The organism is Alkaliflexus imshenetskii DSM 15055 (assembly GCF_000517065.1).
GTDB classification, from domain to species: domain Bacteria; phylum Bacteroidota; class Bacteroidia; order Bacteroidales; family Marinilabiliaceae; genus Alkaliflexus; species Alkaliflexus imshenetskii.
Map to the genome: position 1 here is coordinate 1,475,105 of NZ_KI912105.1, position 19,339 is coordinate 1,494,443.

The window sequence follows — 19,339 nt, forward strand, 5'->3', positions numbered from 1 at the left end:
TAATCTCTGACTTTAGCTGTAAATGTCATAATCCGGGCTTCCAGACAATGTGGTTGCCCGGATTCTTTTAATGAGATAAATCACTCGCCCCAATGCTTTTTATCATAACTTAGGGAGAAGAATCTCTGTTATTTCGCCGCTGTTTTAAACCCTAAAATTTCACAACATGAATCTGACCGACCTTCGAAAAAATCTACAATCCTGGTTTTTTCTAACCCTTGGAATTGCCATCAGTGCGACCGGGTGGGCTGGCTTCATAATCCCCTCAAAAATAATTGGTGGCGGCGTAGCTGGAATCTCCACCGTGCTCCATTATGCCATGGGCTTTAACATCGGACTCACCTTGCTGCTTTTAAACGCCGTACTCATTCTTCTGGCAATGAAAATTGTGGGCGCCTCCTTTGGCGTAAAAACAATTTATGGCGTTGCAGTATTCTCACTTTTTCTCTCAATAATAAGTCACTATACCACCGAACCGCCCATCGCCGAAAAATTCATGGCAACACTTACGGGCAGTATACTGGCCGGCATAGGTGGCAGTATGGTTTTTATCCATGGTGGCAGCACCGGCGGCACCGATATCATTGCCATGATGATAAGCAAATACCGAAACATCTCACTCGGAAGATTGCTTCTGTATATTGATACGGTAATCATAAGCTCCTCTTTTCTCCTGTTTCGCTCAATCGAAACGATGGTATATGGACTCATCACCATGGCCATTTTAGCCTATACTGTTGATACAGTAATGAGCGGCACCAAGCAGACGGTACAGTTTTTCATCTTTTCCAAAAAACATGAAGAGCTTTCACACCACATCATTAATGTGGCGCGCCGCGGCCTCACCGTACTTCCGGGTAAAGGTGGGTTTTCTGGTGAAGATGTAACTGTTTTGATGGTTATTGCCAAAAAGAACGAGTCGCCTGCCATCCTCAGATTAATAAAACAGGTAGATCCCGATGCATTTATTACCATGGGGAGCGTCATGGGCGTTTACGGAAAAGGTTTTGATGCAATTAAAGCATAAAAACTGCGAATCCATAAAATCCTAACCGCACTTTTCCTCTTGCACCATTGAGGGTGCATTATTATCTTTACCGCCACACAAAGACTTTTTTGATAATGAAAAAAGCCCTCATCGCAATTGTTACCGTGATTATTCTGGCCATCCCGGCCTCATTATACATATCGCAGTGGCGTGTAAAAAACGACCTTAGCATCAGCCAACAGGACTCTCTGCTTATTGACGACTTCCCGCCTGCGCCGCCGCCTCCAATGTTATATGGATTTATTGAGGATTCGTTTTACATCGAACGCTATCAGGTAGGGCGCAACCAAAACCTTGCCTCCATATTACTCTCTCAGAAAGTAGACTATCCAATTATTCACCAACTGGCTGAAAAAAGCAAGGATATATTTGATGTACGCCGCATACGCGTAGGAAATCCTTATACAGTTTTTCGCCATAGAGATACATTGCAAACAGCGGCATGGTTTGTTTACGAAATTAACAATACAGATTATCTGGTAATGCAGTTGAGCGACTCATTGCAGGTGTACCGTGACGAAAAACCAATTCACATAGTTGAGAAATCAGGTGCAGGTACCATCAACTCCTCACTCTGGAATGCTATCCGCGAAAGCAATATGAATCCACTGCTTGCCATTGAACTGTCGGAAATTTATGCCTGGACAGTTGATTTCTTCGGCATCGAAAAAGGAGACAACTTCAGAGTGATTTATGATGAGGCTTATGTCGACAGCAGCGCCATTGGCATTCACGCCATTCATGCGGCGCTCTTCTTGCACAAAGGGCGTGAATACTATGCTTTTCGTTTTAAAGAAGACAGCACATGGAGCTTCTTCGACGAAGAAGGCAAAAGTCTTCGTAAGGCCTTTCTTAAAGCGCCACTCAAATTCTCACGTATCAGTTCCCGGTTCAGCCACAACCGATTCCACCCTGTTCTGCGCATTAACCGCCCACATCATGGAGTCGATTATGCAGCGCCAGAAGGAACTCCTGTATATGCCATAGGTGATGGAACCATTATCAATCGCGGATGGGATCCCAAAGGCGGTGGAAACTATATCCGCATCAGGCACAACAGTGTGTATACAACCGTTTACATGCACCTTCAGGGATTTGCCAAAGGCATACAGAAAGGCCAGTATGTGCGTCAGGGACAAATGATTGGGTATGTTGGAAAAACTGGATTAGCCACCGGACCACACCTGGATTTCAGGGTTTTCAAAAACGGTTCGCCGGTTGATCCTTTAAGCATCGAAGCGCCTCCAGTGGATCCCATCAGTGAAGAAAACACAGAGAGATACCTCGAATATATCCGACCACTCATGGACGAGTTAAAACAAATTCCAATGTCAAGGAATTAAGATAAGTGATCAGCGAATTTGGTCGCTAACCTCCTGACACATCCTAAAAAATGTCTGTAAAAACTGATTAGATATTTATAAAAAAAAATCTGTTAACCAGCGGTTAAAGCGAGGGTTTCAAACTTAAAATTGTAGCCAACCTTACTGCCGAAAATTACTCTAAAAACCATTTAGGAGGTATTTACAGCCGCAATTCAACAACCATTATCAAAGGAACAAAAAACCATGATGAAACCCCTTTGCTAACTGATTTACAAGACAAAACACTTACAAACTAATCTACAATCATTACAAACTCTTTTTCGACCTTTTAGCATCAATTTGTTAAATTAAATTTATATTTGTAACTAACAAACATATTACAAACTTCTAACCCAATTTATTATGACTACCTTATTAAATGTGGCGAAAACCCTTTTTCTGGCTTTCGCTTTTTTTATTGCCTCTCATTCAATCTCGAAAGCACAGAATGTTGACCCTGATTTTAAGCCCGTTATAAAAGCAAATCCCAACTTAACTGCCATTTCCGTTCTGCCTGATGGTGATGTTATCATCGCCGGCAATTATTCTTCAATAGGAAATACCCCTACAAATGCGGTTGTGAAACTAAAGTCTGATGGCAGCCTGGATAATACTTTCCAGACTTCCATTTATTTAAATGAGTCAGCACGAATCACTGCCCTACATGTTGACAGTGATGGTAAAGTGTTGTTGGGCTCAAACAATTACAAATTAAATGGAAGTGAACATCTAATCAGATTAACCTCGGATGGAAAATTTGATGAAACATTTTCTGTAGGAAACACGCTGCAATTCATCAATAAAATACAGCAACAGGATGATGGAAAATACCTTGTGTCGTCTTGGTCTGGAATTGGTTTAGCGCGATTGAACAGCGATGGGAGTATTGACCAAAATTTTAATCCCTACCAAGATGAGTTTGGACTCTATACTGGTGCTTTCCAATTGTTAAATGATGGAAAAATAATTAGCGCCATACACTACAGCACAACCGAAGGTACGATTGGCAAACTCGTGAGATTAAATGCCGATGGTACGCTGGACGAAACATTTGAAACTGGAACTTGTGACATATTGGACTTGAATAGCACTTTTATCTACGACATTAAAATTCAACCTGATGGAAAAATTCTGATTGCCGGTCGTTTTAAGAGTTTTAAAGAGCAGGATGCTGAAGGTATATTTCGTTTAAATGAGGATGGAACCATCGACGAGACCTTTACAACATCCGGTGCTATTAATAACATTCTTAATCGCCATCGAAATAATGAAATTGAAATTTCTGAGGATGGGAAAATTCTTGTTGCCGGATCACCATTAGGATATCCTTTAAGTTATAAGGTGCTTCGTTTAAATGCAGATGGCACCATGGATGAAACTTTTAGTGTTGCCAATTTTCAATTGCCTGATATCACAGAATTTAAGCCATTAATTAAATTGTATGGCGAAAGAATTTATGTGGCTGGTGATCATATTAGTTGTAATAATATAAAAGGATTTGGCATTACCGCTCTTAATCCTTCAGGATCTATAATCGAAGAGTTTTCTCCAGAAGTGGGAGGTAATCCTGTTCTATATGCAGCTTATAAACAAGATGATGGTAAAATAATTATTGGCGGTGAATTTTCTCAGGTCAATGGTTTTTACATAAACAATATCGTACGTTTCAATGCTGATGGATCTGTAGATCCAACTTTTCTTGAAAATATTGGAACTGGCACCAACGGTGCAGTACGAGCAATTGCCGGACAATCCGATTTAAGCTTAATAATTGGTGGTGACTTTACAACAGTTAATGGCGTTGAAACCGGTTTGTTGGCAAGAATTAAACCAGAGGGACTGATAGACACTGAGTTCTTAGCAAAAGTACAACGGGACTTAATAGGAGAAGGAGTCGATAAAATATTGATTGATCCAACAGACCAAATAATTATTAGCGGCGCATTTATTTATGTCAATTCTGAGCCTCGAAAAGGTTTTGCTGTCTTTGAGTCAGATGGTAGTTTAAATACTTTCATCGGAGCTACGCCATTGCTTTCTAATCAAGGTTTCAGGGTGACCGATATGGCCTATCAATCCGACAAAAAATTACTTGTAGGAGGTGTCATTCATAACGAAGTAGATAATTATGGATTCTTAATCCGTTTAAATACCGATGGAACCGTCGATTCTGATTTCATTAATTCTGTTTCAGACATTCAAGTTTCAAGTCTGGCCGTGATAGACAACAATAAAATCGTTGTTGGAAATTTTGGTAACGGATACGATAAAAACTACCTAACTCAATTGGAGGCCAACGGCGAACTTATAGACAACACCCTCATCTCTTTCTATCAAGCGGAGGGAGGCTTTCCACAGATTAACAGCATACAACACCCCGGCGGCGATCAACTTATTATTGGTGGAAGATTTACATCGGTGAACGATATAGAAAAACCGGCACTCATAAAAGTCTCTCTTAACGGCGATGTAGATGAGTTTTTCAAATACGATGTAGAAGGTAAAGTCACCCGTTTTTTACAAACTAATGAAACACAAATGTTTGTTGTAGGAAGTTTTAACCGTATTGGAAATGAATCCGATCTGTTCTGCATTGCGAAAATCGATATCGATTTCCCCCAAGCTCCCACCGAACTTGATGGAAAGTTGTCCAGTTTAAAAAGCACCAATTCCGGAATTGAATTAAATTGGAAGAAGAATTCCACCAACGAAACCGGATTTTCTATAGAAAGATCCATCGATAACAAGGCCTTTAAAAGTATTGAAACCATAGGAAGTAGTGCCAATAGCTTTTTCGACCGGGACTTAGTAGCCAACCAAAAGTACTACTATCGGGTTAAAGCATACAATACAAATGGAGGCTCCAGTTATTCAAATGTTTTCGAGGCAGAGTATTCGCCAACGTTTATTAAATTGATCGAAAATTCAAAGGAGGTATTTATTACGCCCAACCCAGGGAATGGCAAAATACTGGTGACCTTAAATGACTTCCCTAATCGTAGTTGCGATATAGAAGTCTATTCTACGGCCGGTAATCTTGTACTCAAAGGAAACTATATAGTGCAAGCTAATAATCAAAGTATATCTTTGGATATCTCTAAAGAACCTGCCGGACTCTATTTCATAAAAATCAATGCTAAGGATTACAATAAGGCCATCAAGTACATTAAATACCAGTAATCCATATGCACATAAAAATAAAGGGAGAAGTGCTGTTGCTTAGTAGTAACAACAAAGAATAAATGATTCTCTTACATTAAACTCTCCGGTGTTGTTCAAGCCGGAGAGTTTCTATTTAGGTATAGAAACCGCTACTAAACAGTTGCTTATCACAAATTGCTTCTCGTATATTTAGGTGTTCAAGGTTAAATCCAACAAACTCTCAATCACTTTCGGAAAATGCTCATGCTCTAACGCATGAATCTTTTCGGCCAATGTGACGGGCGTATCCGCCGCAGTTATTTTGCAAGTTGCTTGAAAAATAATGTTACCTTCGTCATAGTGTTCATTCACATAATGAATGGTTATACCGGATTCCTTCTCCTGATTCGCAATAACCGCCTGATGAACCTTATCCCCATACATCCCCTTTCCGCCATAGTTAGGAAGTAAAGCCGGATGTATATTAACAATACGATTTGGGAAAGCTTTTACAATTTTTTCGGGCACAAGCCAAAGAAAACCAGCTAAAACAATCAAATCGGGTTGACATCCGGTTAAAAAATTCAGAACTTGGTCTGAGTCTCTAAAGGCTGCCCTATCAAACACCATCGTGCTGACATTCAGCATCTCAGCCCGTTTCAAGGCATAAGCTTCAGGATTATTTGACAGTAACCAGCTCACTTTGACATCCGGTGTTTCGTCAAAAAAACGGATAATATTTTCGGCATTGGAACCAGAACCTGAAGCAAACACTATTATGTTTTTCATTATTAAAACATTAACCCTGTAAAAAAATCAACTTTTAACCCCTAAAAATAGAAAAAAGATACCTTAAAATAAATTTCGTTGATGGAATATTTGATTTATTTTAGGCAAATCTTTTTCTTTGCACAATTATTTTTAAAACCAAAATTGAATTATTAACTTAAAATTTAAAGCTATGTCAGACATTGCATCAAGAGTTAAAGCAATTATTGTAGACAAGTTGGGAGTTGACGAGACCGAAGTTACTCCAGAGGCTAGCTTCACCAACGATCTGGGTGCTGACTCTCTTGACACTGTTGAACTGATCATGGAGTTCGAAAAAGAATTCAACATCGCTATTCCCGACGATCAGGCTGAAAACATCGGCACAGTAGGTGACGCAATTGCATACATCGAAGAGAACGCCAAGTAAGACAATAATTAGTTATTTCTGAAAATTATTTTATGGAGTTAAAAAGAGTAGTTGTAACGGGACTGGGTGCCATTACCCCAATCGGTAATTCCATCGAAGAGTATTGGAACAGCCTTGTAAACGGAGTGAGCGGCGCAGGGCCCATTACTCGATTTGACACCACCAATTTCAAAACTAAATTTGCTTGCGAGGTAAAGGGTTTTAATCCTACAGATTATTTCGATCGTAAAGAGGTCAAAAAATTGGATTTGTTTGCTCAGTACGCTTTAGTAGCGGCTGAGCAAGCAGTTCAGAATTCTGGCCTTGACGTCGAAAATCTGGATCCCGACAGCGCCGGAGTTATCTGGGGTGCCGGAATCGGAGGTATTATCACCTTTCTTGAAGAAGCACGTGGCTTCGTAGAAAGTAATGGCGTACCGCGCTTTAGTCCGTTCTTCATTCCTAAAATGATCTCCGACATCGCGGCCGGACACATTTCTATGAAATACAATTTCCGTGGCCCAAACTACGGAACTGTATCAGCTTGTGCATCTTCCACTCATGCGATTGCTGATGCCTTTAACCTGATCCGGTTAGGCAAGGCAAAAGTGTTTATCACCGGAGGTTCTGAAGCTGCCATTAATGAAGCTGGCGTTGGTGGATTTAATGCGCTGCAGGCCCTGTCAACGCGTAATGACGATCCCGAAACGGCTTCGCGTCCGTTTGATAAAGACCGGGATGGTTTCGTAATTGGCGAAGGTGCCGGTGCGCTCATTCTCGAAGAGTATGAACACGCCATTAACAGAGGTGCCACTATTTACTGTGAAGTTTCTGGTGCCGGAATGACCGCTGATGCATACCACCTTACCGCGCCACACCCCGATGGGTTAGGCGCTCGTAAAGTTATGGAAAGTGCATTGAGCGACGGTAACGTAGCTCTGGACGAGGTTGATTATATCAATGTTCACGGAACTGCTACCCCGCTAGGCGACATTGCGGAAACTAAAGCTATCAAAGAAGTTTTTGGCGACCACGCTTTTAAGCTCAATATAAGCTCTACAAAATCAATGACCGGCCACCTTCTGGGAGCCGCTGGTGCTGTAGAATCTATTGCAGCTATCCTCGCAATAAAATATGGTATTGTGCCGCCCACGATCAACCATTTTACCGACGATGATGAAATTGACAACAAACTCAATTTCACCTTTAACAAGGCACAGCATCGTCGCGTGCGCGTAGCATTATCAAACACCTTTGGATTTGGTGGTCACAACGCATCCGTGGCCTTTAAAGCTATTGAATAACATTGTGTTGAAGAGCATATTAATATCTTTAAAACTTCTTGTCCGTAAGGACAGGAAGTTTTATTGTTTAATCAAAAAGATTACCGGAATCACTCCGGTAAATGCCCATTATTACCATCTGGCATTTCTGCATAAATCCCTCATGCGTAAAGATGAGCAAGGCGCGCCACTTAACAATGAGCGACTCGAATATCTGGGAGATGCCGTATTGAGTGCAGTAGTGGCACATGAACTTTTCCTCAGATTTCCGGAGAAGGATGAAGGTGCGCTCACCAAAATGCGCTCCCGCATTGTGAACCGCCACAACATGAACCAGCTGGCTCTAAAAATGGGGCTAAATCAATTAATTCGCACCCAACCACTGGCTGATATGGCGCAAACCCATATCCCCGGCGATGCGCTTGAGGCTCTGATTGGTGCTATCTATCTCGATCGGGGTTACAAACAGACCTACCGGTTCATTCTCAAAAAAATCATCAACAAACAACCCAACCTCATCTCTTTTGTCGAAAATGATACCAACTTCAAATCGCTGCTCATTGAGTGGGGACAAAAAAACAAGTGCAATATCCATTTTGTGACCGAAGAATACCCAAGTCAACTCGCCAACGAAATGATTTTTGTGGCACAGGCATTTATAAACAATAAAATGCTGGGAGAAGGCGAAGGCTCCTCCAAAAAAGAAGCTCAGCAAAATGCAGCGTGCAAAGCTCTAAGCAATGTCTCCGAAATTCGGGAACTGTCTCTAAACTAACTGGCTCCTCTTTTTCATCCTCCGGAAAGTAATTGCTATAATAACCCTTAGATTAAGGCTGATAAAGTTGCGTGCACATTGCAAACGTACCTGAAATAAAATTCTTCGTAAGAACCCTGTCTTTATGAGTGTCAAATTTGGAAATCAGCAATGTGATAACTATTTTAACTCTCGATTTTAAAAAACAATACCCCAAATCCTTTAAACTTATTATAACTTTTTGATGTTTTGTTACTTACAGAATCACAATGCGAATTTTATTACCTATGCAGTTTTACAGGCTTCTACCTTCACTTCACGCCCGTCTGAATCTCCTGATTATCAATCCAGTGTAGTTAATTAATGTTAAACAGGCTGATTATTCTCCCCAAGCAACTAATTTTGCCTTTATGAGCAGAAGGTTTATTCAAATCCTTATTATAATTATTACGATAACGCTGGTTGGGCTTATTTATATCCAGACCTTATGGATTAAGAACGCAAACCAGATAAAGGAAGACCACTTTGATCAGTTGGTGCGACAAGCCATGGATCATGTGGTGTATCGTCTTGAAATGAACGAGACGTCGATGCTGAGAGCACAACTCGACTTAAACCCAATCATCAATTTACCCCCACAGTTAAGAAAAGAGAACAAATACTTTTCTGGTACAAATCAGGCCATGTTCGATGAAAATCTGCTTCAATATGGCATTACCCTCGATTTTTCCATACAGGGCGCACATTTAAACACTCGTCTGCTCACATATAGCAACGACTCGCTGATATATAGCAATCAGGAGCGCGCACCCATGATCTCCAATCATCCCGACAAATCAGATCCTTTGTCACATGCGCTTAACAATACTTACAACCAACTGCGCACCAAATTTGACGAGCAAAGAGCGCGCTTGTTAAAAGACATATTCATCAGCGACAAACCCATACAGGAGCGCGTATCAAGAGAGATGCTCGACGTATCACTTGTACAGGCATTTATCGAAAGAGGCATAAATGTTCCTTTTGAGTTCGGAATTTTTGATTCTCGGGGAAATCTGGTTACCTCCACATCAAAATTTGATCGCGATGAGGCCACTACAATGTACCAAAAACATCTTTTTCCCAACGATTTACACCCAAAGGCCAACCACATGCTTGTTTATTTCCCAAAAAGACCTAATTTTATAATGGATTCTATGGGAATGGTGTTGCCGACAGTTATTTTCACCCTTGTAATGATTCTTGCATCAATCCTTACCTTGGTGATTATAGTAAAACAAAAAAGACTCGATGAAATAAAAAATGATTTCATCAACAACATGACCCATGAGTTCAAAACACCAATATCTACAATCTCTCTTGCCTCACAAATGCTGAAAGACAGCGCGGTAACCAAAACACCCTCTACACTGCAGCATATATCAGGAGTGATTCAGGATGAGAGCAAACGTTTGAGTTTTCAGGTTGAAAAAGTTCTGCAAATGGCTATCTTTGAAAAAGGGCAGGCAGGGCTGAAACTCAAAAAGACAAATATCAACGATTTGGTGCATGGAGTGGTTAACACGTTCCGCTTAAAAGTGGAAACACAAAACGGAAAAATCGTTGAAAAATTAGAGGCGAAAAACCCATTCGCCCATGTGGACGAAGTGCATTTTACAAATGTTATATTTAACCTGTTGGACAATGCCTTGAAATACCGTAGAGGCACGCCTGTTTTTCATGTGAAAACCTGGAACCGACCAACTGGAATCGTTATCAACATACAAGACAATGGTCTTGGCATATCAAAAGATAACCTAAAGCGTATATTCGAAAAGTTTTACAGAGTGCCCACCGGAAATGTACACAATGTAAAAGGTTTTGGACTTGGTTTGGCCTATGTGAAAAAAATTGTGGAAGACCACGGGGCTCAAATCAAAGTAGAAAGTGAACTCAATGTTGGAACAAAGTTTGAAATATTTTTACCCCTTAAAAGCGATAAGGAATGGAAAAAGAATATAAAATTCTCCTGACCGAAGATGATGAAAACCTGGGCATGTTGCTCAGAGAATACTTGGTAGCCAAAGGATACGACACCGACCTGATGCCCGACGGCGAAGCCGGATACGAAGCTTTCATGAGCAAAAAATACGACGTTTGTATTTTTGATGTGATGATGCCTAAGAAAGATGGTTTCACACTTGCCAGGGAAATCCGGATGGTTAATACCGAAGTGCCCATTATTTTCCTGACCGCCAAATCCATGAAAGAAGATATTTTCCAGGGATTTAAAATTGGCGCCGACGACTACCTCACAAAACCTTTCAGTATGGAGGAGTTGTTGTTTCGCATCGAGGCCATTCTTCGACGTACCAAAGGCACTCTGGCTAGTCAGGATGTTTTCCAGATTGGAAAATATAAATTTGACACGCAAAAACAACAACTCATTGATGGCGATAAAATTGTAAAACTCACCACCAAAGAATCTGAACTGCTCAAACTGCTTTGTAATAATGCCAACAAAGTACTAGAGCGTAATTTTGCGCTAAAAACCATCTGGGTGGACGACAATTACTTTAATGCCCGCAGCATGGACGTTTACATCACCAAGCTTCGTAAACATCTAAAAGATGAGCCTTCTGTTGAAATTCTTAACGTTCACGGAAAAGGCTACAAGTTGGTGATGTAGAAATACAGACTACCAGTTGTTTTTCAATAGCCGGATGTATCGGTTTTTTTACATCCGGTGAATTTGTTTTGCAGTAATTTACGCCTTCATATCAATAATCATCTGGGATTTTGTAAGCAAATCCCATTCACAGGCATAAAAAAAGCTTCTCTTTCGGGAAGCTTTTTTGCATTTATATCGTCGGCCGGATGCGTTAGATTTAATCCAACTTCAACACTGCAAGGAAGGCTTTTTGCGGCACTTCCACGTTACCAACCTGTTTCATCCGCTTCTTACCTTTCTTCTGCTTTTCGAGCAGTTTACGCTTACGCGAGATGTCACCACCATAACATTTTGCTGTTACATCTTTTCGAAGCGCTTTAACCGTTTCGCGGGATATCACTTTTGAACCAATTGCAGCCTGAATAGCCACATCAAACTGCTGACGTGGAATAAGCTCCTTTAACTTCTCACACATACGCTTACCCATGCTATAGGCATTGTCAAAATGGGTAAGAGTTGATAGGGCATCCACGCTTTCGCCATTTAAAAGAATATCCAGTTTCACCAGCTTTGAGAGGCGATAACCAGTGGTATGATAATCAAAAGAGGCATATCCCTTTGAGATGCTCTTCAACTTGTCATAGAAATCAAATACAATCTCGGCCAGAGGCATATCAAAAACAAGCTCAACCCTGTCGGTGGTGAGATAATGCTGCTTTACCAATTCGCCTCGCTTGTTTAAGCAAAGCGTCATGATGTTTCCAATATAATCGGAATGGGAAATAATCTGGGCGCTGATATATGGCTCTTCAACATAATCGAGGATACCTGCATCGGGAAGACCTGAGGGGTTATGCACTTCGATTAACTCACCTTTTTTGGTATAAGCAAGGTATGGCACGTTGGGAACCGTGGTAATCACATCCATATCAAACTCGCGATCCAGTCGCTCCTGAACAATTTCCATGTGCAGAAGACCCAAAAAGCCGCAACGGAAACCAAAACCCAACGCAGCAGATGATTCGGGCAAGAATGTGAGTGAGGCATCATTTAACTGAAGTTTTTCAATTGAGCTGCGCAAATCTTCATAATCTTCGGAATCGATTGGATACACGCCGGCAAACACCATTGGCTTTACCTCTTCAAAACCAGAGATAGCCTTGGCACAAGCACGTTTAACATGGGTAATGGTGTCACCCACCTTTACCTCTTTACTGGTTTTAATTCCTGATATAATATATCCAACATCGCCTGTTTTGAGAACATCACGCGGAACAAGTCCGAGGCCAAGAACGCCAACTTCATCGGCATAATACTCCTTGGCTGTATTCACAAACTTTACATGATCACCTTTTCGTATTTCGCCATTCACCACTTTAAAATAGGCTATGATGCCTCGAAATGAGTTGAATACCGAATCAAAAATCAATCCTTGCAGGGGGCCTTCGGGATCTCCAACCGGAGGAGGCACTTCCTCAATAATTTTCTGCAGAATTAAATCAACCCCTAACCCGGTTTTACCGCTTGCTCGAATAATATCCGAGCGATCGCATCCTATTAAATCGATGATTTGGTCTTCAACCTCCTCGGGCATGGCATTTGGCATGTCCATTTTATTAAGCACAGGAATGATGTGGAGATCGTGATCTACAGCCTGATAAAGGTTGCTGATGGTTTGCGCTTGTATGCCTTGCGTGGCATCCACAATAAGCAGTGCTCCTTCACATGCCGCAATTGAACGCGATACTTCATAGGCAAAATCTACGTGTCCCGGAGTATCAATCAGATTAAGCGTATAATTCTCTCCGTTATAAACATATTGCATCTGGATGGCCTTACTCTTGATGGTAATGCCACGCTCCCGCTCCAAATCCATGCTATCAAGGGTTTGTTCAAGCAAATCCTTGTCAGCTACCGTGTTGGTGATCTGCAAAAGTCGATCTGCCAAAGTACTTTTCCCATGATCGATATGGGCTATAATGCAAAAATTTCGGATGTTCTTCATCTATATTCTTATTTCGCTACCTGATTAATATGACATACCAAATGCATCATCCGGCATGGTAGATAAATGTGCTGCTTACTGCGTAACGTCTAACAACCGGTTACCGGTAAAACACTTGTTATTTCAATGTTGCAAATATATTGAATTCCGACCAATTTTCTTTTTTTTCAAGGCATTACCTGACAGTGTCACATGCTGGTTTGGTCGAAAAAGCATCAAAAACAGGAAAATGGAATACAATTCAGAAGCTGTATAAAACAGAAAAGGGAACCGGATATACGGCTCCCTTTTCTAATTGTATTCTTACGAACTTCGGAATCGGCTTACATCATTCCGGGCATTCCGCCGCCCATTCCGCCATGCATTGGAGGAGCAGGATTCTCTTCTTTCTTCTCCACAAGTACACATTCGGTAGTAAGGAACATACCTGCAATAGATGCTGCATTTTCCAGGGCTACACGTGTCACTTTAGCTGGATCGATTACGCCAGTTTTATAGAAGTTCTGATACTCATCCACACGGGCATTGTATCCAAAGTCATCTTTTCCTTCACGCACTTTTTGTACCACAACAGCGCCTTCTTTTCCGGCGTTGAATACAATCTGACGCAAAGGCTCTTCGATGGCACGCTTAACTATCTCAACACCTGTCGACTCATCTTCGGTTTCGCCTTTAAGATTTTCGAGGGCTGCGATGGCACGAATATATGCTACACCACCACCTGGAACGATACCTTCCTCAACAGCAGCACGTGTTGCGCTCAGTGCATCATCCACACGGTCTTTTTTCTCCTTCATTTCAACCTCAGAAGCAGCTCCTACATAAAGTACAGCTACACCGCCTGCCAGTTTGGCAAGGCGCTCTTGCAACTTCTCACGGTCATAGTCAGAAGTGGTGTTTGCAATCTGTGCTTTGATTTGAGCAGCACGGGCGTTGATGGCATCTTTGCTGCCAGCACCGTTTACCAAGGTTGTATTCTCTTTGTCGATGGTTATTTTCTCAGCACGGCCAAGCATATCCAAAGTGGTATTCTCCAATTTCAGACCGGTCTCTTCCGAAACAACGGTACCTCCGGTAAGCACAGCAATGTCCTGAAGCATCTCTTTGCGACGGTCGCCAAAACCGGGAGCTTTAACAGCAGCCACTTTCAATGAACCTCTCAAACGGTTTACAACAAGAGTAGCAAGTGCTTCGCCATCCACATCTTCGGCAATAATCAACAAAGGACGACCTGACTGAGCCGTTTGCTCAAGCACAGGCAACATATCCTTCATGGTGCTGATTTTTTTGTCATGAATGAGGATGAACGGATTGTCTAATTCGGCTTCCATTTTTTCGGTGTTGGTCACAAAATAGGGAGAGATGTAACCACGGTCGAACTGCATACCTTCAACCACTTCAACGGTGGTTTCAGTTCCTTTAGCCTCTTCAACAGTGATAACTCCTTCACGACCAACTTTCTCCATAGCCTCAGCAATCAAGCGGCCGATTTCGCTGTCGTTGTTGGCAGAGATTTTTGCAACCTGCTCAATTTTCTCGTTATCGGTACCAATTTCATGTGCCTGAGCCTTGATGCTCTCTACAACTTTTGCCACTGCCAGGTCGATACCTTTTTTAAGTTCCATAGGATTGGCGCCAGCGGTAACGTTTTTAAGACCCACATTGATGATGGCCTGCGCCAAAACAGTAGCAGTAGTAGTACCATCTCCGGCATCGTCACCAGTTTTGGAAGCCACTTCCTTAACCATTTGTGCACCCATGTTTGCGTAAGGGTCAGACAATTCGACCTCTTTGGCAACACTCACACCATCCTTAGTAATTGCAGGTGCACCAAATTTTTTGTCGATAACCACGTTGCGTCCTTTGGGACCAAGGGTTACTTTTACAGCATTTGCAAGTTCATCAACTCCTTGTTTCAGGAGGTCACGTGCTTCAATATTGAATTTAATCTCTTTAGCCATTTTAATAATCTTTTAAATTGGTTGTTCCGTGAAAAGTTAAGCGATATACAAAATGTCACTTTGTGAAATCAGTAGATAGTCATTACCATCAATATTCAACTCGGTACCGGCGTATTTGCCATACAATACCAGATCACCTGCTTTCACTTCCATGGTTTCATCCTTTTTAGCAGCACCTGTTAATACCACTTCACCTTTAAGTGGTTTTTCCTTTGCCGAATCGGGAATAATGATTCCGCTGGATGTTTTTTCCTCAGCTGCCTGTGGTTTAACCAAAACCTTACCGGCAAGAATTTTTCCTTTTAAAGTAGACATTTCTGTTTATAATTTAAATCGTTAAACATTTTATATTTTCATGGCAACATCTATGTCAGAAAACGTGCCAAATGACTCAGACGGTTAAAAACTGAAAATAACCTGTCATTTTAACACGCTATTGAAACCCGATTAACCATCAACAACCTAATAATCATGCGAACTACACTTGACAGACGGGCAAAAAAAAGAGTGTCAGTAAACCTGACACTCTGACATTTTTATAAGAGGTAAGTGCTATTCTTCCACTTCAATTTCGATGGCGCTGTCTTGAGCAGGCTCATCAGCAATGGGGAAACTAGGCATGTTCATAGCAGGAGGCAATATGTTCTGCATTTGCTCATCAATTACAGACTGACGCCCCATCTGCTCTTTTGGCAACACCATAACAGCCACAAATGAGAGTACCAGAAGCGCACCTGCTAAAGTCCAGGTAGCTTTCTCGAGGAAGTCTGTGGTTTTACGAACTCCCATAACCTGATTGGAGGAAGCAAAATTAGATGCCAGGCCACCTCCTTTGGAATTCTGCACTAAAACGATTAATATTAATAATATACTGGCCAGAATCACCAAAACCGATACAAATGCGTACATAATTTATTAATTATTACTGATTATTAATTTGTTCTTCCAACTCTTTGATTCGACGTGCAAAGTAAGTGTTTTTTTCGGGATATTTCAAACGCAGGCGCTCGAATATATCAATTGCCTTTAAAAAATGTTTTTGTCGGATATAAATATTCGCAAGCGTTTCGGTCATAAGATCTTCACTTTCCTGAAGACTTTTTGCTGAAATATCCTCCTGTTTGGAGATTGCAGTCTCATCATGCGAAACTTTTATGCGGGTGTTGATGCCTCGCTCCAGAAAATTATCAATCAATGCCATTTTCTTCTTCTGCTTACCTTTAACCGGTACAACTGATTCATCGGTCTTAACCGCCGGCACCGGCTGATGGCGTAACACCGAAAGCCAGTCGGAAAATGAACGTGCCTCGTCCAGTCGCACTTCACCTGCATCCTTTAATGAATAAACCTGATGATCATTCAACTCATAATGCAACAAATCGGCACTGGGAAGCACTATGTTCTCATCAGTTTGCGGGAAAGCGTACTTTATTTCAGCCTCTTCTTCGTCCTCATCATCAGATATATACTTTGAAAAGTCTAGTTTCTCTCCGCTATCCGTTTCGAACACATCATCCACATCAAAATAATCTGCGCCGGCAGCCGGTGGGTCAACATCATCGCTATCTGTAACAAAAACTTGCGGAGATAAATCCTGAACCTCAGAATTGGGCTCAATAGTTTCCTGTGGGCTTTCGGGCTCCTGAATGACCACAGTTGCATCTGATTCTGATTGTTTAAACAATACAGGATTCAACAACTCATACAACTTGCTTCTATCTGATATATGTGCCGCAGCAAGTTTCAACTCGTTGTTATAGCGAATGTGGTCGAGCAGATGCAGGTTTTTAATCCAAAGCATACGTCCGGCTTGAAAAAATGGGTACTCATCAAGCGTGACCCTTATCAAATCAAGGGTTTGCTCATTGAGTAGCTCTGGATGCCTGACGGCCTCGATGAATTGTTGCCTGTTCATTTATTACCAATCGGAAAATGCCCTGTTAAATATATTTTCTGTGAGCTGATCAACTATATCACGTACCAACTCTTCCTCAATAGCGGAGATGTTTCGGTCACTGGGAAAATCCTGATATGCTGAAAATGTGGACTCCCAATTTGCTCTGGGATCCTTGAAATTTCTGAAACGTACCCTAACCGTGATGGTTAGCCGCGTTTCGGCAGAAATGGCATTGGCCTGAATGGCCATTGGGCGAATGTCATAGCCTGTTATTTCGCCGGAAAAATCAACGTCACCTTGATTGTCATTGATATTTAGACGCGACTCACTGGTTATTCTTCGCTTCAAACTCTCAGTGAAATTCTGACTTAGAAGGGGGTTTACCAGAGGTGCACGGTTGTCGAAAAACTGAACGGAGGCAGTGCGCACATTTTCAGGAACGGAGGAGCCTCTCATGGTGACCCTTACCGAGCAGGATGTGGACAACACAATCAGAACCAACAGCAGCATCGGCCTGAATGTAAAAAAAGCATTTATTCTATCCATTAATATCATATTCTTTAATCTTTCGATAAAGTGTTCGTTCAGAGATGCCGAGTTCGCGTGCGGCGTTTTTTCGTTTCCCGCCGTGCCGCTCCAAAGCTTTCTCAATTAGCTCAATCTCCTTCTCCTCCAACGACAGTGACTCCTCTACAAATTCTTCGGTATCTTCGATGGCATGTTCGTCGTGCCTTGCAGAATAGCCTACGTTTGCGGGTGATGCCGATGGTTTTATGATTTCACTCTCGTTGTCATATAAATTTTGAATAATCTGAGCGTGCTCACCCTTAAGGTTAATGTCACCTCCGTGCTGCAGCATCTCCAGAACAAGCTTTTTCAGGTCGTTCATATCGCGCTTCATATCAAAAAGCACTTTATAGAGAATTTCCCTTTCACTTGAAAAACTGCTACTTTCACCCGACCCTGAGCCACTGATTATAGCAGGCAGGTTTTCACCCGCATGCGAAGGCAGATATTGTCTTAACTGCTCAGCATCAAGAGAACGGCTTTGGGCTATCACAGAGATTTGCTCAGTAATGTTCTTGAGTTGGCGTATGTTTCCCGGCCATCGATACTTTTCCAATAGTGCCTTGGCATCGCTCTCCAGCTTAATGGGTGGCATACGATATCGGTCGGCAAAATCGTTGGCAAATTTACGAAACAGCAGGTAAATATCTTCAACACGCTCACGCAACGGCGGGATAATTATGGGAATACTATTTAAACGATAGTATAAATCTTCCCTGAACCTTCCATCGGCAATAGCTTTTTCAAGATTCACATTGGTTGCAGCTACTACCCTTACATTGGTTTTAATGATTTTAGATGACCCCACCCGAATAAATTCACCAGTTTCGAGCACACGCAACAACCGTACCTGTGTTGCCAGAGGCAATTCACCTATCTCATCTAAAAATATGGTTCCACCATTGGCTTCCTCAAAGTATCCTTTACGGTCGGCAAGAGCTCCGGTAAAAGACCCTTTTTCATGACCAAACAGTTCGGAATCGATGGTGCCTTCAGGAATTGCACCGCAATTCACGGCTATATAAGAGCCATGTTTACGCGAACTATGTTGATGGATGATTTGTGGAAACACCTCTTTTCCGGTACCGCTCTCCCCTGTAATAAGGACCGACAAATCGGTTGGTGCCACCTGAACCGCCACATCGATGGCGCGGTTGAGGACAAAAGAGTTCCCAATAATCCCAAATCGCTGTTTTATCTGTTGAACATCCTTCATTTTCTTCTGCAAAAATTTCAGGTTCAACTGACAAAATTACAATTTTGCATTGAATAAGCCAGTTGTTCACACCATATATTTTCATACAGATATCACTGGCTACAGCACATGTCGGTACTGACTAAACCAAAGCTCTGTTTTTATAAAATCCTTTAATTATAAAGACCATTCCCAATCCGATTGAAAAGCCTTTAATGAAGAATATTGCATTGTTCTGTAAATTTAGGCCCCATAAAATAAGCGCCAAAGCAATCAGGCCTAAGCCTGCTTTTGTAA

General features: G+C 41.7%; 16 protein-coding genes. 8 read left to right on the forward strand and 8 right to left on the reverse strand.

The features are described from left to right. The first annotated feature begins 166 nt into the window (after window positions 1–166). The 3 genes from ALKIM_RS0106005 (at window position 167) to ALKIM_RS0106015 (ending at window position 5,592) form a co-directional block, all read left to right on the forward strand. Window positions 167–1,027 carry a YitT family protein gene (locus ALKIM_RS0106005; protein WP_026473849.1) on the forward strand — a complete coding sequence of 287 codons (861 nt, stop codon included), beginning with the start codon at window positions 167–169 and terminating at the stop codon, window positions 1,025–1,027. A 95-nt stretch (window positions 1,028–1,122) separates the two neighbouring features. Beyond that, entirely contained in the window at window positions 1,123–2,391 is a 1,269-nt protein-coding gene (locus tag ALKIM_RS0106010) for a M23 family metallopeptidase (RefSeq protein WP_052345434.1), read from the forward strand. Window positions 2,392–2,775: 384 nt separating this feature from the next. Further along, the gene (locus ALKIM_RS0106015) at window positions 2,776–5,592 is read left to right on the forward strand and encodes a T9SS type A sorting domain-containing protein (protein ID WP_026473851.1); all 2,817 of its coding nucleotides are present in this window, start codon (window positions 2,776–2,778) and stop codon (window positions 5,590–5,592) included. A gap of 171 nt (window positions 5,593–5,763) precedes the next feature. Here the strand turns inward: ALKIM_RS0106015 and purN are convergent, their stop codons facing one another. Further along, window positions 5,764–6,342 carry a phosphoribosylglycinamide formyltransferase gene (gene purN, locus ALKIM_RS0106020; protein WP_026473852.1) on the reverse strand — a complete coding sequence of 193 codons (579 nt, stop codon included), beginning with the start codon at window positions 6,340–6,342 and terminating at the stop codon, window positions 5,764–5,766. Between the two features lie 172 nt (window positions 6,343–6,514). Between purN and ALKIM_RS0106025 the strand changes: the two genes are divergently transcribed. From ALKIM_RS0106025 to rprY, 5 genes are all read left to right on the forward strand, one after another. Next, window positions 6,515–6,751, forward strand: a complete 237-nt coding sequence (locus ALKIM_RS0106025; protein WP_026473853.1) for an acyl carrier protein — start codon at window positions 6,515–6,517, stop codon at window positions 6,749–6,751. Window positions 6,752–6,783: 32 nt separating this feature from the next. Then, window positions 6,784–8,034 (forward strand): beta-ketoacyl-ACP synthase II, encoded by a 1,251-nt coding sequence (fabF, locus tag ALKIM_RS0106030; protein WP_026473854.1) that lies wholly within the window; start codon window positions 6,784–6,786, stop codon window positions 8,032–8,034. A gap of 7 nt (window positions 8,035–8,041) precedes the next feature. After that, complete coding sequence (rnc, locus tag ALKIM_RS17775; RefSeq protein ID WP_235714386.1) at window positions 8,042–8,788, forward strand: ribonuclease III; 747 nt, start codon at window positions 8,042–8,044, stop codon at window positions 8,786–8,788. Between the two features lie 389 nt (window positions 8,789–9,177). Then, window positions 9,178–10,779, forward strand: coding sequence for a sensor histidine kinase (locus tag ALKIM_RS0106040; protein WP_026473855.1), 1,602 nt, complete (start codon window positions 9,178–9,180; stop codon window positions 10,777–10,779). Next, on the forward strand, window positions 10,752–11,435 hold the full coding sequence (gene rprY / locus ALKIM_RS0106045) for a response regulator transcription factor RprY (protein WP_026473856.1): 684 nt from the start codon (window positions 10,752–10,754) through the stop codon (window positions 11,433–11,435). Before ALKIM_RS0106040 ends, rprY begins: the two co-directional genes overlap by 28 nt. 199 nt (window positions 11,436–11,634) lie before the next feature. Here the strand turns inward: rprY and lepA are convergent, their stop codons facing one another. The 7 genes from lepA to ALKIM_RS0106080 form a co-directional block, all read right to left on the reverse strand. After that, window positions 11,635–13,422: a translation elongation factor 4 gene (gene lepA / locus ALKIM_RS0106050; RefSeq protein ID WP_026473857.1), complete on the reverse strand. Its 1,788-nt coding sequence runs from the start codon at window positions 13,420–13,422 to the stop codon at window positions 11,635–11,637. A 323-nt stretch (window positions 13,423–13,745) separates the two neighbouring features. After that, window positions 13,746–15,383 (reverse strand): chaperonin GroEL, encoded by a 1,638-nt coding sequence (gene groL, locus ALKIM_RS0106055; protein WP_026473858.1) that lies wholly within the window; start codon window positions 15,381–15,383, stop codon window positions 13,746–13,748. A 36-nt stretch (window positions 15,384–15,419) separates the two neighbouring features. Then, window positions 15,420–15,698 (reverse strand): co-chaperone GroES, encoded by a 279-nt coding sequence (locus ALKIM_RS0106060; protein WP_026473859.1) that lies wholly within the window; start codon window positions 15,696–15,698, stop codon window positions 15,420–15,422. Between the two features lie 237 nt (window positions 15,699–15,935). Further along, window positions 15,936–16,292 carry a preprotein translocase subunit SecG gene (secG, locus tag ALKIM_RS0106065; RefSeq protein ID WP_026473860.1) on the reverse strand — a complete coding sequence of 119 codons (357 nt, stop codon included), beginning with the start codon at window positions 16,290–16,292 and terminating at the stop codon, window positions 15,936–15,938. Between the two features lie 13 nt (window positions 16,293–16,305). After that, window positions 16,306–17,298, reverse strand: coding sequence for a hypothetical protein (locus ALKIM_RS0106070; protein ID WP_026473861.1), 993 nt, complete (start codon window positions 17,296–17,298; stop codon window positions 16,306–16,308). Window positions 17,299–17,301: 3 nt separating this feature from the next. Then, entirely contained in the window at window positions 17,302–17,826 is a 525-nt protein-coding gene (locus ALKIM_RS0106075) for an LptE family protein (RefSeq protein ID WP_235714387.1), read from the reverse strand. Then, complete coding sequence (locus tag ALKIM_RS0106080) at window positions 17,819–19,063, reverse strand: sigma-54 interaction domain-containing protein (RefSeq protein ID WP_026473863.1); 1,245 nt, start codon at window positions 19,061–19,063, stop codon at window positions 17,819–17,821. The genes ALKIM_RS0106075 and ALKIM_RS0106080 overlap by 8 nt, the downstream gene beginning before the upstream one ends. Window positions 19,064–19,339 lie beyond the last annotated feature (276 nt).